Source organism: Acidobacteriota bacterium (genome assembly GCA_016196065.1).
Lineage (GTDB): Bacteria > Acidobacteriota > Terriglobia > Terriglobales > Acidobacteriaceae > Acidiflorens.
Window position 1 is genome coordinate 355698 of sequence record JACPYL010000025.1, and the last position, 15128, is coordinate 370825.

General features: G+C 57.7%; 15 protein-coding genes. 7 read left to right on the forward strand and 8 right to left on the reverse strand.

The window, feature by feature from the left end; genetic code table 11:
• Positions 1-41: 41 nt before the first annotated feature.
• The 3 genes from HY010_19365 (at position 42) to HY010_19375 (ending at position 2040) form a co-directional block, all read left to right on the forward strand.
• Positions 42-452, forward strand: coding sequence for a DUF4870 domain-containing protein (locus HY010_19365; GenBank protein ID MBI3477898.1), 411 nt, complete (start codon positions 42-44; stop codon positions 450-452).
• 102 nt (positions 453-554) lie between these two features.
• Positions 555-1154: a DNA-3-methyladenine glycosylase 2 family protein gene (locus HY010_19370; GenBank protein ID MBI3477899.1), complete on the forward strand. Its 600-nt coding sequence runs from the start codon at positions 555-557 to the stop codon at positions 1152-1154.
• A 13-nt stretch (positions 1155-1167) separates the two neighbouring features.
• Positions 1168-2040 (forward strand): flap endonuclease, encoded by an 873-nt coding sequence (locus HY010_19375; GenBank protein ID MBI3477900.1) that lies wholly within the window; start codon positions 1168-1170, stop codon positions 2038-2040.
• Between the two features lie 8 nt (positions 2041-2048).
• Here HY010_19375 and HY010_19380 read toward each other — a convergent pair whose 3' ends face one another.
• From HY010_19380 to HY010_19390, 3 genes are all read right to left on the reverse strand, one after another.
• On the reverse strand, positions 2049-3692 hold the full coding sequence (locus HY010_19380; GenBank protein ID MBI3477901.1) for a serine/threonine protein kinase: 1644 nt from the start codon (positions 3690-3692) through the stop codon (positions 2049-2051).
• A gap of 44 nt (positions 3693-3736) precedes the next feature.
• The gene (locus HY010_19385; protein ID MBI3477902.1) at positions 3737-4879 is read right to left on the reverse strand and encodes a glycoside hydrolase family 18 protein; all 1143 of its coding nucleotides are present in this window, start codon (positions 4877-4879) and stop codon (positions 3737-3739) included.
• 156 nt (positions 4880-5035) lie between these two features.
• Positions 5036-5239: a cold-shock protein gene (locus HY010_19390; protein ID MBI3477903.1), complete on the reverse strand. Its 204-nt coding sequence runs from the start codon at positions 5237-5239 to the stop codon at positions 5036-5038.
• Positions 5240-5762: 523 nt separating this feature from the next.
• On the opposite strand from HY010_19390, the gene HY010_19395 reads away from it, so the two are divergent.
• Both HY010_19395 and HY010_19400 read left to right on the forward strand, forming a co-directional pair.
• The gene (locus HY010_19395) at positions 5763-6578 is read left to right on the forward strand and encodes a YihY/virulence factor BrkB family protein (GenBank protein ID MBI3477904.1); all 816 of its coding nucleotides are present in this window, start codon (positions 5763-5765) and stop codon (positions 6576-6578) included.
• A gap of 90 nt (positions 6579-6668) precedes the next feature.
• The gene (locus HY010_19400; GenBank protein ID MBI3477905.1) at positions 6669-7724 is read left to right on the forward strand and encodes an NAD(P)-dependent alcohol dehydrogenase; all 1056 of its coding nucleotides are present in this window, start codon (positions 6669-6671) and stop codon (positions 7722-7724) included.
• A 121-nt stretch (positions 7725-7845) separates the two neighbouring features.
• Here HY010_19400 and HY010_19405 read toward each other — a convergent pair whose 3' ends face one another.
• On the reverse strand, positions 7846-8370 hold the full coding sequence (locus HY010_19405) for a pyridoxamine 5'-phosphate oxidase family protein (protein ID MBI3477906.1): 525 nt from the start codon (positions 8368-8370) through the stop codon (positions 7846-7848).
• 39 nt (positions 8371-8409) lie between these two features.
• Positions 8410-8808: an IPT/TIG domain-containing protein gene (locus tag HY010_19410; GenBank protein MBI3477907.1), complete on the reverse strand. Its 399-nt coding sequence runs from the start codon at positions 8806-8808 to the stop codon at positions 8410-8412.
• 243 nt (positions 8809-9051) lie between these two features.
• Here HY010_19410 and cheB point away from each other — a divergent pair, with 243 nt between their 5' ends.
• Positions 9052-10131, forward strand: a complete 1080-nt coding sequence (cheB, locus tag HY010_19415; protein ID MBI3477908.1) for a chemotaxis-specific protein-glutamate methyltransferase CheB — start codon at positions 9052-9054, stop codon at positions 10129-10131.
• 204 nt (positions 10132-10335) lie between these two features.
• On the opposite strand, the gene HY010_19420 is transcribed toward cheB, so the two are convergent.
• Positions 10336-12216, reverse strand: coding sequence for an MBL fold metallo-hydrolase (locus HY010_19420; GenBank protein ID MBI3477909.1), 1881 nt, complete (start codon positions 12214-12216; stop codon positions 10336-10338).
• Between the two features lie 39 nt (positions 12217-12255).
• A complete protein-coding gene (locus HY010_19425; protein ID MBI3477910.1) occupies positions 12256-13173 on the reverse strand; it encodes a sigma-70 family RNA polymerase sigma factor in 918 nt (305 codons plus the stop codon).
• Positions 13174-13311: 138 nt separating this feature from the next.
• On the opposite strand from HY010_19425, the gene HY010_19430 reads away from it, so the two are divergent.
• Positions 13312-14421 carry a hypothetical protein gene (locus HY010_19430; protein ID MBI3477911.1) on the forward strand — a complete coding sequence of 370 codons (1110 nt, stop codon included), beginning with the start codon at positions 13312-13314 and terminating at the stop codon, positions 14419-14421.
• Between the two features lie 265 nt (positions 14422-14686).
• Here HY010_19430 and HY010_19435 read toward each other — a convergent pair whose 3' ends face one another.
• Positions 14687-15112: an NUDIX hydrolase gene (locus HY010_19435; GenBank protein ID MBI3477912.1), complete on the reverse strand. Its 426-nt coding sequence runs from the start codon at positions 15110-15112 to the stop codon at positions 14687-14689.
• Positions 15113-15128: the final 16 nt, after the last annotated feature.

The window sequence follows — 15128 nt, forward strand, 5'->3', positions numbered from 1 at the left end:
GAGGAGATACCGTGGCCTTCTGTACAAATTGTGGATCGCAAATGCCTGCAGGCGCGACCGCTTGTCCAACTTGCGCTGGTGGCAGTCCGAACCCCGTGAGCACCGCTCCTGCTGCCGGGCTCACCGACAACATCGCTGGATTGTTGTCGTACCTGCTTATCCCGGCGATTGTCTTTCTCGTGCTTGAACCCTATAACAAGCGAAAATTCATCCGCTTTCACGCGTTTCAGTGCATTTTCCTTTGTGTCGCCGAATTTGCGCTCGGCATTGCGCTGGCCGTGGTCGGACACATCCCCTTCCTCGGTTGGATTGTGCTTCTGGCACTTTGGCCGCTGGTCAGCCTGGGCGAACTGGTCCTCTGGATCGTGCTCCTCCTGAAGGCCTACCAGGGACAGATGTGGAAACTGCCCGTGATTGGGGACATGGCGGAAAAGCAAGCCAACGCAGTTTAGCCGGCGGGAATCTCGCTGACGCCGCTGCAAGCACGGATCTGCGGCGAGAGATTCGCCGCTTGTTCGCCCTTATGATATGCTGCCTTTCGCGGCGAGGACACGATGCGGAAGGCAGTCAATCATCTGAAGAAGTCGGACCCGGTGCTGGCGGCGATTATCGAGCAGGTCGGCCCCTGCAAGATGCAGTTTGGCGAGCCGACCTTTCATAGTCTGGCGGAATCGATCCTTTACCAGCAGCTCAATGGCAAAGCCGCCATGACGATCTTCAACCGCTTTACTGCCGCGGCTGGCGATCCACTCACTCCCAAGGGAATCCTTCACCTCTCCGACAAAGAGATGCGCGCCGTCGGTCTTTCCAAGCAAAAGACTTCCTATCTCCGCGACCTCTCATCAAAAACCAGAGACGGCCTGATGGAATTCGAGCGCCTCCCAGAACTTCCTGAAGACGAAGTGATCGCTCATCTCACCCAGGTCAAAGGCATCGGCGTATGGACCGCGCACATGTTCCTGATGTTCACACTGCGTCGGCCCGACATTCTGCCCACCGGCGACTACGGCATCCAGGCCGCGATCAAGAAGCACTACAAGAAACGTAAGTGGCCCAAGCCCGACGTGATGCAGAAGATCGCGAAACCATGGATACCCTACCGCTCAATCGCGTGCTGGTATCTGTGGCGAAGTTTAGATATCAAGACGATGTGATCGCACCGCACAAATGGACGTTCACCTCATTGACGGCACCTACGAACTGTTCCGGCACTTCTTCGCCGTGCCGTCTTCCACGGATGCCAACGGACAGGAGGTCGGCGCGGTGCGCGGCGTCCTGACTTCCGTTCTTTCCATGATCGAACACGGAGGGACTCACCTTGGAGTTGCGACCGATCATGTGGTCGAGTCGTTCCGCAACGATCTCTATCCGGGATACAAGACCAGCGAGGGCGTAGCTCCTGAACTACTCTCGCAGTTCCCCATCCTCGAAGAAGCACTGGATGCGATGGGCGTGAAGGTGTGGCCCATGGTCGAGTTCGAAGCCGATGATGCGCTCGCTTCCGCCGCCGCGAAGGCTGCCGAAGACGACCGTGTCCAGAAAGTCTTCATCTGTACTCCCGATAAAGATCTCGGGCAATGTGTGGTGGGCATGCGAGTCGTCCAACTTGACCGCAGGCGCAACCTCGTGCGCGATGAAGCCGGCGTTGTAGAAAAATTCGGTGTGAAACCGGGATCGATTCCCGACTATCTCGCAGTTGTCGGAGACAGTGCAGACGGCTTCCCGGGATTGCCGGGCTGGGGAGAAAAGGCAGCGGCTGCCGTGCTCTCTCCGTACCTCCATCTGGAAGGTATTCCGAAGGATTGGCGGGAATGGCACCCTTCCATCAAGCGGGCGAAGGCCCTCTCCGAATCGCTGGTCACAGGATGGAATGACGCATTATTGTTTCGAACCCTCGCGACGCTTCGCCTGGATGTATCCGTATTCCAGACCATCGACGATCTGCGCTGGAGGGGACCGAGGCCCAACTTCGGCTCTTACTGCCAGAGACTGAAGGTTCCAGATTTGTTCCGCAAGGTTACAGCGGCAACTCCGCGGTAAAGGGCTTTCTAGAGCGTAGGTAAAGCGTCCGGACTCGCGAGCGTAGGCAGTTCCGCCGCAGCATTTTGACTCACTTCCCCGGGCATGTGGGTACGCCACCATCGCTCCGCATCTTCCGATGTCCAGGACCCGATTCCATCTGAGTCTTCCAGCATGCGCACCATCGCATCTGCGGACGCTGGCCGTTGTGCTGGGTCCTTAGCGAGACACATCATGATGGCGCGATCGAGGCTGGCAGGCACGGCTGTTTGTGTTCTTTTGGAAGGAGCGACCGGAGTCTTCTGAAGGTGCGCCAGCAGCATCGCGGTGGCACCTTTTTCTTCAAACACCAGGCTGCCCGTGGTCAGCCAATACGCGACGCATCCCAACCCGTACAGATCGGTGCGGCCGTCTACCGGCGAATTTCCCATTGCCATTTCAGGAGCCATGAAGGCAGGCGTGCCCGTGGTCGCGCCGTCGAGTGTGATTTGAGTTTCCTGTTCATCCAGCACTTTGACCAGACCGAAATCGAGAACCTTGGCGAAGTCATATTCATTGCCCATCCGGCACAAGAATATGTTGGTGGGCTTGATATCGCGATGAATCATGCCATGGCCGTGAGCGTCCCCCAGCGACCGACAAACTTGCCGCAGAATGCTTGCGACTCTCGCAGGTGGCTGCGGGCCAAACTTCTTGACCAACGTTTCCAGGTCGATGCCGTCCAGTAATTCCATTACGTAATAGAAAACGCCGTCCTTCGTGACGCCGAAGTCGTACAGTTCCACCGTGTGTGGAGAGCGCAGCGAGGCAGTCGTTTTAGCTTCTTGCTCGAAGCGTCGCCGGATCGTTACCGAGTTGCTCCCCGACTTTCCACTCATCATGTCCGGTTGGATCAACTTGATCGCCGCATCGCGAGCCAGCATGTGATGTCGGGCACGCCAGACCTCTCCCATCCCTCCCTTACCCAACAGGGATACGAGCCGGTAGCTGCCCATTTCGCGCGCCTTCGTCACTTGTTGGCCTAACTTCGTCATCACCCGCGAGATCACGACCGCCACACCCACCAACAGATAGTCGGGATAGTGCATGATGAGCACATTGCTCACCGGGCCAAAGTCCCACGAGCCCCGGGCCCGCGCGATCAGCATTCCGATAGGGTTCATCGACACCGCGATCAACGAAGCCACCAACGTTTTCATCGGCGAATTGGGTACGATCGCCGCTGACATCAGGACCACTGCGCCGATCCAGCTGATCATCGGATTGGCGGGCCAATCCTTGGGTACGTGCGACCAGTGCATCAACAGGCCGAGAGCAGCAGCCGTGAACACCATGTACACATGGCCGAGATCCAGAATGAACTGCGGGTCGCGGTCGCCTTTGCGGATGTAGAAGAACAGTCCCAATGACGCGGCGATGCTGACCAACGCGATGACATCCGTCGTTGGCTCGCGACGCCAGATCCCTTCACCATGGCTCATGACAAAGAGCGCGACCTTATCTGCCGTAGTGGCGAGCAACCACAGCACTGCCGCCAGAAGCGACATGATTTCCAGCCGTTTCGACGCCTCTTTGAGCACATCGTAAGGGACTTGAGAGATACGATTGCGCGTCAGGCTGGGATCAGCCGGCGTGGCTTCTGGAACGGGGCCGATTAATTGCGGGTCTGGCATCAAGGCCTCTACACCATCGAGAAACTGTTTCGTCGCCGACGTGATTATTTCTGATGTCGCCGGAACGCCCCGTACAATGCGTCCAAAAGATCCTGGCTGGAGCCGTCGTAGTCCGCATCCAGGCTCCACATGAAGACTCCTCCGAAGCCACGCTTACCGAGGACGTAATTCGCTTTTGCCGCCGTCGACTGCGCATCGTCGTAACTGATGAAACCAGTCGCCCCTCCCACTCCCTCGTTGAGCAGATAGGGAGCCTTGGCAGCCGCGTCGCGACGGCGCATCCATCCCATCTTGTTGATGCGGGGCTTAATGTCCGTCCCGTAATTCACGCTCAGCGTCGTGTTGCCGCAATCCGAGCACAGATCCCAAAGTTGCTGGGCACTGTCGAACTCGTAGCCGTAAAATGCCGTCCCCATATTCAGTTTGTCCGGCGGAACACCGTAGATATTCGCGAACAAATCCATCGACGTTTGAATACTGCCAGCCTGTTCTGGATCGTTGGGATCCTGGAATAGCGGGGAATTGATTCCGGCACGATCGCTCCACGGACCGTAGTAGTCGTACGTCATTACATTGATGAAGTCGAGCAGGGGTGCGAGCGCGGGCACGTCAAAGCCGCTTCCCCACGATCGCGGGTCAGCCGGAATCGCCATCGACAGCAGATACCGCGGGCTGGCGAATTGGTTGCGCAAATCCTGCATCAGCATGATGCAGTTGTTCGTATCTTTCGGATTGACCGGGATCTCCCAGTCGATGTCCACCCCGTCGTATCCGTTCGCGACCACAAAATTGGAAACATTCTTCACGAACGCCGCGCGGATCGTGGGATCAGCCGAGATCTTCCGGAAGGCTTGGGCCTGCGCCGGATCGCCCCCACCAATCGAGATCAGCACTTTCACTCCAGCGGCGTGCGCATTTGAAATCAATGCTGGTTCGATCAAGCCCTCTGAAACGACGATGTTGCCAAGATTCTTCTTGTCGAGCAGCAGAAAGGCATGCGAGATGTGGGTCAGGTGCTGATACGGAATATTGGCGGCACTATAAGCGGGAGTATTGGTCTTGGACCAGAACGTGTAGTAGGCAAGGAGGCGTTTTGATGAGGCCGCAGAAGAAGCGGGTACAAGCACCAGAGCCAACAGACACGTCAGGGAAAGAACAACAACTCCGCGGGTACTAAAGGACAGCATTAGGATGACTCCCGGCTCCGGCCGTAGATTCCGGAGCGTTTCAGAATCTTACATGGTGGCCAGCCTGCTTTCATGAAAAATGGCCCAATCATTGCACAAAGAAAAAACCCTCTCGCTCGGGCTGAGAGGGTTGCGAACTGGCTGCATGGAGAGGCTCTAGGCACGCACTACGTTGGCCGCCTGAAATCCCTTGGGGCCTTTCAACAAGTCGAACTCAACCGTCTCGCCTTCGTTCAACGAGCGATACCCGTTCTCCTGGATGGCGGAGAAATGCACGAACACGTCCTCTCCCGTAGAGCGCTGGATAAACCCATACCCCTTCGCCCCGTTGAACCACTTCACAGTACCCTTCTCTCTCACGGAAAAACTCCTTTCGCCTTTGTCGCTGGAATATTCTTCCGTCTCTATGTGTTTGTCCCGGGGAACGGGACACCCCCTCAAAGGACGGTCAGAATTCGGTTGCGAACCGCGTACGGGCGAACGCTCCAACACAAACGGCTCCCGAAGTTCCGGCGCTCAACAGGGAGCGACGTAACGGCTGGAGCCGCGAGACGAAGGCGCGATATCGGACTGCCTGACACAGAACGTCAACCTGGGCTTGCACTCTCGCCAACCGTTCCCGGCTGGCGAAGCCCCAGATAATAGCAGGAACTTGGTTCTTGGCAAGAGACAACTTCTTGACATCCAAGACATCCAATATGACCCGAGGGCGGCCCTGAGCCACGTCCCGTGGGCCCGGGAAGGACAGGTGGACCGCCCGGTTGCCGTCCCCTACTGGCTTTCCAGGTAGAAGACGCAGCGTCTGATACGATTTGGGAGCGCCGTGACGTCCATTACACCCATCGAACTTCCGGAAAAGACTGCCGCCGACCGGAAACCCGGCATGGTCAAAAGGCAGACCGACGGCTTGGTCCGCTCCACCCTGAAGTATCTCCTGCGGACGGAAGTTCACACGTTTGCGTTCTCAGTAGCGGCCAACGCCATTCTGTCGTTCTTCCCATTCGTCCTGCTCCTGCTCACGCTTATTCGGCGTGTCTTTCATTCGCAGGTCATGTACGACGTTGTCGTCCGCCTCCTGCGTGATTATGTTCCCGCCGGCCAGGACTTCGTCATCCGCAACCTGAACGCGCTGGTCGACGCGCACCAACGTGCGCAAGTGTTCTCCGTGGTGATGTTGCTGATCACATCGACTGGCATCTTCATGCCCCTCGAAGTCGCGTTGAACCGGATCTGGGGATTTCGCAATAACCGGTCCTATGTCGGCAACCAGCTCATCTCTCTGGGGCTGACCTTCGCCTCGGGCTGCCTGGCACTGCTCTCGGTCTCGCTTACCGCGGGCAATCTCTCCATCATGAAAGGAGCGCTCCAAGGCCATGGCATGTGGTTTGTGAATCTGGTGGGCTTCATTACCATGAAGGTGTTTGCGATCACCGCCAGCATCGCCATCTTCTTCCTCATTTACTGGTTGCTGCCCAACGGCAAAGTCCCAGCCCGGGCCGTACTGCCCACCGCCGTGCTGATGGGAGTGTTCTCGGAAGCTCTCAAGTACGCCTACATCTTGGCCCTGCCCTGGCTCAACTTCGGTGAAGTCTATGGACCATTCGCGATCTCGGTCAGCCTGATGTTCTGGGCCTTTCTCTCGGGAATGCTGCTGCTGACCGGAGCGCATCTTTCCGCGCGCAAACTGCGTGACCTGTAAATCCGCGCGTTCCTGTGAAGCCGGAGAGGCAATCGCAACATCTATCTAGTACACGTCCACATTTTCCTGAAAGAGAGAATGCCAGAACTCATGAGCAAGACCAAAGCCTACGCCGCCCATAGCCCCAAAGCTGCACTGGCACCGTATTCCTTTGAACGGCGCGATCCGCGGGAACACGATGTCGTCATCGACATCAAGTATTGCGGCATCTGCCATTCCGACATTCACCAGGCGCGCAATGAATGGGGCGATTTCCTTCAGGAATCCATTTTCCCGATGGTTCCCGGTCACGAAATCGCCGGAGTCGTCGCTTCCGTCGGACCGAAAGTGACCAAGTACAAGGTGGGAGACAAAGTGGGGGTTGGCTGCTTCGTCGACTCCTGCAGAACCTGTTCCGCCTGCCAGAGAGACCTCGAACAGTATTGCGAAGTGAAAACCGTATTCACCTACAACGGTCGCGACCAAGAGGGCGTCCCCACATACGGCGGGTACTCCGAGAAAATCGTAGTCGACGAAAACTACGTGCTGCGTATCCCCGATAATCTGCCGCTGGATGCCGCTGCCCCTCTGCTCTGTGCAGGAATCACGCTGTACTCGCCCCTGAAGCACTGGAAGGCCGGTCCTGGCAAGAAAGTAGCTATCGTCGGCATGGGCGGACTCGGCCATATGGGAGTGAAACTCGCGCATGCTCTGGGTGCTGAGGTGACCGTCCTGAGCCAGTCACTCAGCAAGCAAGCCGACGGCAAGCGCCTGGGAGCCGATCACTTTTACGCCACCTCAAATCCGGAGACGTTCACCAAACTCGCCTCCTCCTTCGACCTCATCATCAACACGGTTTCCGCGGATATCGATTGGAATCAATATTTCGGCCTGCTCAAACTCGATGGGACGATGGTCGTGGTCGGCGTACCAGAGAAGTTGGTCCCGGTTGCCGCCATGCCTTTAGTCGGCAGACGCCGCAGCATCGCCGGCTCCTGCATCGGAGGAGTCAAAGAAACCCAGGAGATGCTCGATTTCTGCGGCCAGCACAATCTGGCGTCGGATATCGAAGTAGTTCCGATTCAGAAGGTCAACGAAGCCTACGAGCGCGTCACGAGGAGCGACGTGCGCTACCGGTTCGTGATTGATATGGCGTCGCTGAAGTAAATCGAACGCAGCAATGCCCACTCCGTTCTATCATCCTGAGCGAAGCGAAGGACCTGATTTCTTATCCCTAACAACAGGTCCTTCGCTTCGCTCAGGATGACCCCTCCCAACTCCCCAATCGTCAAAATCTCCACTTCGTCGCCGTCTTCGGAAACGTTTTCTCGACGAACCCAAACACCGCTCTCGAACGCACCATAAAAATCGGCTCACCCATGCTGCGGGGATCCATCTTGTACTTCTTCACATAAGCAGCGGCCATTCGTTCTAGAGTTGCTGCGTCCTTCACTTCCTCGGCAGATCCTTCGATGATGACCGCCTCTTCGCCGTCATCATTCGTGATCGTGCATGCCGGATTTGCGGCCAGGTTCCGGCCTTTGCGGGATTTTCGTCCGGTAGAAAAATAGAACGCATCCTCCACCCAGACTCCCCATACCGGCATGACATGCGGACGGTTCTCGGGATGCACTGTGGCGACCCAGAACGTACGGCATTTCCCGACTTGCGTGGCAACCCAACTCCAGGGGAGCAGTCCCTTTTCATCTTCTGCCAATCCGTATCCGGGAGCGAAGGGCCGACCCGCTTTGGGCGCGGCGCTTTTGTTGGTTTTCTTAGGCGAGGTTTTGCGGGCAGCTGATCGTTTCGTCATGACGACCAGCATTGTAACTCCAGAAGCAAGTCGCGGACGCTACGTTACGGTCAGAACCAGCGTGCTGCTGTTGCCCCCGCTATCGCAGCCCAAGTCGCCCGTATTACCACCCGGCGTGCGGACGAGAACGTTGTAGCTTCCGGGAGCAGCGATCATCGCGGCAGTAACTGTGACGGTCAGCTTGATGGTGCTGTTGACAGTCGTCGCCAGTGCCACCCCGTTGAAAACGACGACGGAAGCGCCGACAAACTTGGTGCCATTGACGGTCAGCTGGAATGATGGCGCTACCTGCGCGAACGGGATTGTCGACGGAGAAATTGAGGAGATGACGGGTTTTGGCCGTGCGCTTCCACAAATCACATCCACGGCCCCGCATCCCGAGAGCATCACGATCGCCACGACACAAGGAACGAGGCGCGAGACTACTGAAATTTTCATTTGGGATTGATCTGAATTGAGTCTAGCACTTGGTCTGCGTCGCATCCGCGGAGTTGGTCCTTCACTGCGGAACGAAAGTTTGGATCAAGAACGCCCCTAGGAACCACGTTCTGCACCACGCCAGCCCCGGCGCTGCATTCAAGCCTCTCCGTTTTCCCGCCGATGGAAGTGTATCCAGCCACGATTATCCAGCGCGATCGTTGGCGAATTCAGGCCCTGGCGTTGTATCCAAACGGAGATGCATTGCCCCCGATTCGAACCTTCATCGTCGACGATTCGGTGCTCACTCGCGAAATCGTGATCGAAGTGCTGGCGTCAGATCCGGAAATCGAAATCGTGGGCACCGCCTCGAGCGGAGAAGAAGCGTTGCCCTTGATCGAGCGTCTCCGCCCCCAACTGGTCACGCTTGACCTGGCGCTTCCGGGGATGAATGGTCTCGTCACGCTCGCCGAAATTCACAAATTGAGGCCGGCTCTCCCAGTCATCGTGTTCAGCGCGTTCGCAGAGCCGCCGATGAGGGTCAGACCAAATTCCCGCGACCGAGGCATCACTGAGTTCATCGCGAAACCAAACCAACGAGGTAGCCGCCAAATTGTAAGGGAGGAATTTCGCCGCCAACTGATCCCAAGGATCAAGTCGTTGTGCGCGGCCTCCCGACTTCCTGCTGACTCCTCGCCCAAGGGTTCGCCCGTTTCGCACAAGTTCACCAGCCGCCCAATCGATATCGTCGCCATTGGAGCGTCAACCGGAGGTCCCGAAGCCCTGGCCGCGCTACTGACAAGGCTTCCGGAGGACTTTCCCGTGCCGATCGTGATTGTCCAGCACATGCCTGTGAACTTCACGCGACTCCTGGCCGAGCGCCTGGCCCTGCTCACCTCATTGCCGGTAATGGAGGGAAAGCCGGGGCAACGGATTGATCCCGGAGAAGTTTGGATCGCTCCGGGGGATTACCACATGACTGTGGTCCGGCAGGATGGTTCGGCCGTATTGGCAATGAACCACGACCCGACCGAGCAGGGATGCCGTCCTTCGGTCAACGTACTATTCCGTTCGTTGGCCAAGACGTACGGTCCCCGCGTTCTGGCGATTGTCCTAACCGGAATGGGTGCCGACGGAACAAGCGGAGCAAAAGCTGTCCAGGATGCTGGTGGCGAAATCATCGTGCAGGATAGAGCCACTTCGGTGATCTGGGGAATGCCCGGACGCATTGTGGCCGCCGGCTTGGCTCCTTGTATCTGTCCGATCGATAGGATGGCTTACGAAATTATCCGCCGAGTCCAGGCTCGAAAATCAGCCCCATCAGCGTTCGCTGCGGCAACTTAGTGTTTTGGAACGCAAAAAAAAAGCGCCTTGAGCGAAACGCTCAAGACGCCCCTGGCAGCCCTCCCCCAGAACTGCCAAACCACGTGATCATCGTATGGCCGGTCGGTCGGACTGTAAATGTCACTTTCGTAACTTTGCGCCGCGATGGCAGTACCGCACGCACACGCACCGTTCGTAACTGCGAAACAAGCGCGGATATGTACTCTACTTCGCTGACAACAAGAGAGAAAAACCATCAAAGACGTACTCGCGATGGCCTTCGGTTACCTGCGCTTTTAGTCCGCCATGATTGACTTGCTGAACGGCAGCCGCAAGGCGCGTCAGAAAAATGGGATCCGCAACCGGGACATTGTGGGCAGGCAGGAGGAGTTTGAGTTGCGGCTCTAGAGCCGCCAGTCGATTGACCGATCGCGTATAGGCCGCAAAGTCAGTCTCCGGCACGAACAGGTAAATCGGGCCGGGATAGAAGGTGTCGCCCGTAAACAACAGTCCATTCTTGCGATCCAGCAGCATCAGCGAATCGGGCGTGTGTCCGGGAGTGAAGAGCACTTCGACGGTGCGCCCACCGAGATCGATCGCCTCGCCATCCTGCAGCGAGTGACTGCTCTTCCAGGGACGAATCGCATAGGAGGTCGGATTGACACCTGAGGGTAACGATCCGCACAAACGCTCGGCAGCCAGCGCGTCGCTGGAGTAGGCATTGCTCTGGCCGCGCATGTTTCCTTGCGTGAAAGGCAGATCGCGATTCCAAACTCCCGCGAATTCCGCGTTCCCGCCAACATGGTCGAAATGAGTATGGGAATTGATGATCGTTACGGGCAGCGCTGTAAGACGAGTCACTACCGCGCTGATTTTTCCTACGCCCAATCCAGTATCAAACAGCAAAGCACGCTTGTCGCCGAGGATGAGATAGGAAATCACTTCCTCAAATTGTTTCGCCTCATAGATCGCGAACACGCCGGGACGAATTTTGTAGACCTCAAACCACGGTTCATCCGTAAGAACGCGTTCGAGATTCTTGTACTCCGGCCGAGGAAGTTGGCTGCACCACTCCGGACGAAGGGGCTCGGCCGACTTTCGCGCATAGGCGTCTTTATCTCGCTTTTGATCCGCAGATTGTTTTTCGTTCTGCTTTTGCAATACTACCGGCGCGGCAGAAGAGAGATGCGCGAGACTCGCCTTGTCTGACTCCTTGAATGACAATAAGTCCTGCCGTTCCGATTTCGACGTCCCTTCTTCGCCGGTTGCAGGCTTCGCCTTGGCAATCGGCAGCGCTGGGCCTTCGGCCCGCGCCATCAATTTCTCGGGTACGGCCGAGGATTGAATTTCTCCCACCGCGCCATTTGCCGCTGGCGAATCCACGGAGCGGGCGCCTCGTTCCTCGGCCAACATGCCGCCTGTCGCGGCAGCCGCAGGAGTTGCCGGTTTCTTTGCCGCCAGCTTGCGCTCGTCCAATACCAAGTTACGCTTCATTGCGATTTCATCCGAACGCCCGTTGAAGGCATACGCGTCGGAAGGTAGCGTCTTTGAATTCTGGTTACCAACTAAAAGATTCCCGCCCCGATCGATTGCGTACCCTCGCGAATGAATCGCCAATTCTTTCTCGTCCGGTTGCGCCACTGCCGACCGGGACAATGCAATCTCAGATTTCGAGACGGAAACTGCCGCCGGCCCCGCAGGCTCAACCTTACTTTCCGCTGGATACTTCGCAGTTGCCACCGTCTGGTCAGATTGCTTCCCAGGACGCAGCATCAGCACCGACGCCACCACCACAACTCCCGCAGCCAACGCCGCCCAGCGCAGAGTAGGCCACGCGAACCAGGTAAACGACCGCCCCGCTGGCTGGCGGGTAGACGCCGTCTCCATTTCTGTTTCCGGCCTGGCCGCCTCAACCGATGGGGGAAGACTCAGGGCCACGACCTCGCGGCAATCTCCGCAGCGCGCCAGATGGCGCACTACGTCCTCGCGTTCGGCCCCCGACAACGCCTGTTCGGCAAATGCCGTGAGCACATCCGCGTCAGGATGGCCGTCCCGGGGCATCGCTGCCCGCAGGCGATCGCGCACGATTTTGGGTGCGTCAGACATATTTCAAAACAACGTTCAGGACAGCGTTCAAGACAACCTTCAGACCACGCTTCCGTCAGTGCCCGCGCCCGGCGCGGGGGCCTTTCCCCCAGGGAACGCTTTCCCCCCGGAATCTTGCGCTAAACGTGCACGCAAATCCAGGGTGATATCTCGTACATCCGTTTCAAGTGCTTCTTTTGCTTGAGCATGGCTCATCCCACGATCCCGCAGACAGGCCAGGATGCGCTTCCGTAACGTGCTGGTAACCCGGTCAAGCCGGCGGCTGATGCTCGATTCGTGCAGGCCCAGCACGCGGGCAATCTCCGCGAGCGTGCGTCTGTCCAGATGATATGCCGCCAGCACATAACGGTCTTCCGCCGAGAGTTCGCCCAACGCCTCGTCCGTCGCCGATTCTAGCCGAGAATCGGCCACGATCGGAGCCGGCGTTTCGGGAGCGACAAACTGCGTCCCCTCTTCTTCCTGCTCGTCGAGGCTCACTGCTCGTTTCTGTTTGCGATAGCGATTGATGAATTCCTGCGCCATCACCGTCCGCAACCAGCCTTCGAGTGATCCTCGCGCGGTGTAAAAAGTCAGCTTGGAGTGGCGGACGCCATCGCGCGCGTTCACACCATACAAATCCGCGAACAAAGAATCGGCCAGATCGGCGGCATGCGCTCCATCACGCGTGATGTGTAACGCCATCGCATGAAGTTTGTTCCGATAACGGGAGATGAAATCCTTCCACGCATTTTCGTTGCCCGCAGCGCAAGCCCGCGCAAGCACCAGTTCTTCCAATCGCAGAGCCCCGCAGAATGCAGCTGCTTCTTCGGGAGAAGCTTGCGGCAAGTACTTACTCTGAATGTCGCGCAGGATGGTGGCAAACTGATCGCGATTCAGCCCATAGCCAGCTGCACCGCAGCGCTCATGCAGCGCAAAAACCTCGTCATCTCCGAGCGCGTGTTGGACGGGTGCGGGCATGTCCCATCAGGATGCTAGCAATTTTTTAGACGCAAGACTTGGAAATTCGCTCGTTCTCGATTATCGAGGCAGGAAAGCAACCTCCTGGAAGGGGTCTGAGGAAACAGATGCTTTCGCTTTCCTGCCCGGAGGATTGCTATGCGTCTCAGTCTGGCAGTAGGTGGGATAGTTCTGCTCGTACTAGCAGCGATCGTGGTTCCGAGCCTGCTTCAAGCAGGTGAAGTCAGTCAACCGTCCGGTTACGCTCTGCTCGACCCAATTCGCAGCGGCAATCTGACTGTCTTTCCCGTTGTCGCGAATAAATCCTACGACACCGGGCAATTCCTCACGCTTGATGAAGGCATTCGCAGCGGCGACGTGGTCGTCACCGAAGCGGGACAGGCACAAGGATTACTCCGGCGGCGTCCTGGAGTGCGTCCCACGGTTCGGCACTCCGGCGACGCTGAAGTCAACCAGTTAGTGCTCATCAATAACTCCAAGCGCCCGTTGTTACTCCTTGCAGGAGAAATTGTCACCGGCGGCAAGCAGGATCGAGTCATCGGGAAGGATCGAATCGTCCCGGCGGAAAGTGATCCTGTCGACCTCAGCGTTTTTTGCGTCGAGCCGGGACGTTGGACCGCCGCCAGCGGTAAGGCAAACTTCGATAACTCTGCCAGTGGCGGGTTCTCGTACCTCGCTGCCCCCGCAGTTCGAGCCAAGGCGATGGACGCGAAAGATCAGCAACAGGTATGGGACGAAGTTCGCAAATCGCAACGCGCTATGTCCGAAAAGCTAACCCGTGGCGGAGCGGCCGAAGTGAACTCGACCTCGTCCTATGCCCGGGTGATGGGAAATAGAGATGTGGAAAAACAGGTAGCCTCCGTCGCCGAACCCGTGCAGCGCAACTACGAAAGCGTCATTCGCCAACTCCGCGACAAGAATGCAGTCGGCGTGGTGGTCGCGGTGAACGGAGAAGTTGTGTGGGCCGATCTCTTTGCCAGTTCCCAACTACTCCAAAAATATTGGCCGAAGCTGGTTCGTTCCTACGCCACCGAAGCTGTCGTAACCCGAGCCAAGAGCGCGGAAGCCAGCACTCGGCAAGCCCAGAAATTTCTCGATGATCTGCAAGGCCGCCACGAAACCGCCGACACCGAACCGGGTGTGTATCGGCAGTCTGAAATTACGGGAAACGGCTTCAAGGTGTTCGAGCTTACATCGCTGCTGCCTAAGACGGGATTTGCTGTGCACCTGGCGAAAATGGCGGAGTAACGGAGCACGGGCCGGTGGTGTTGGGGAGCACATGTCAATCGCGGTTTAGATTCGCCAGAGCCGCGAGGCGGCGGAATAGGAAAGCCCCGGACGTAAGTCCGGGGTAGGTTGATGGAAGGACCGAGTCCCGGCAGGGACGACACCCGGTCCCGTCCCTTGCGGGACTCGGCTTTTTCTGATGCCCACCCGGCACTGCCGTGCCGGGCTTTCACATTCCGCCGCTAACGCGGCTGGATTACTGTTTCGCTCGCGCGAAATCACGACGCTATTGTCCTTTGAGACCTTTGGCGATTACCTCACGCGTGTCGTGCGGCAAATTCAAACCATCCAACTCCTCGCGCTCAAACCAACGCACATCTGCCGCGTCAGTTCCAGCGGCCAGATCCCCGCCAAGCATGCGGCACAAGAAGTCGATCAGCACGTAGTGATATCGTACGCGTCCATCGTCACTACGAATCACGCGCTCGTAGACCCCGAGCAATTCCCCTGTCTCCACGATGAGGCCAGTTTCTTCGCGAACCTCGCGGATCGTCGCTTCGCGCAGCGACTCGCCACACTCGAGGACGCCACCGGGCAACGACCACTCCCCCAGCAACGGCGCCTGCCCGCGCCGGATCAGCAAGACGCGGTTGTCCCGAAGCACGACGGCGCCTACCCCAACTAGCGGAGTATCTGGATATTCGCGGCCCATACGAAGCAGCAGTGTA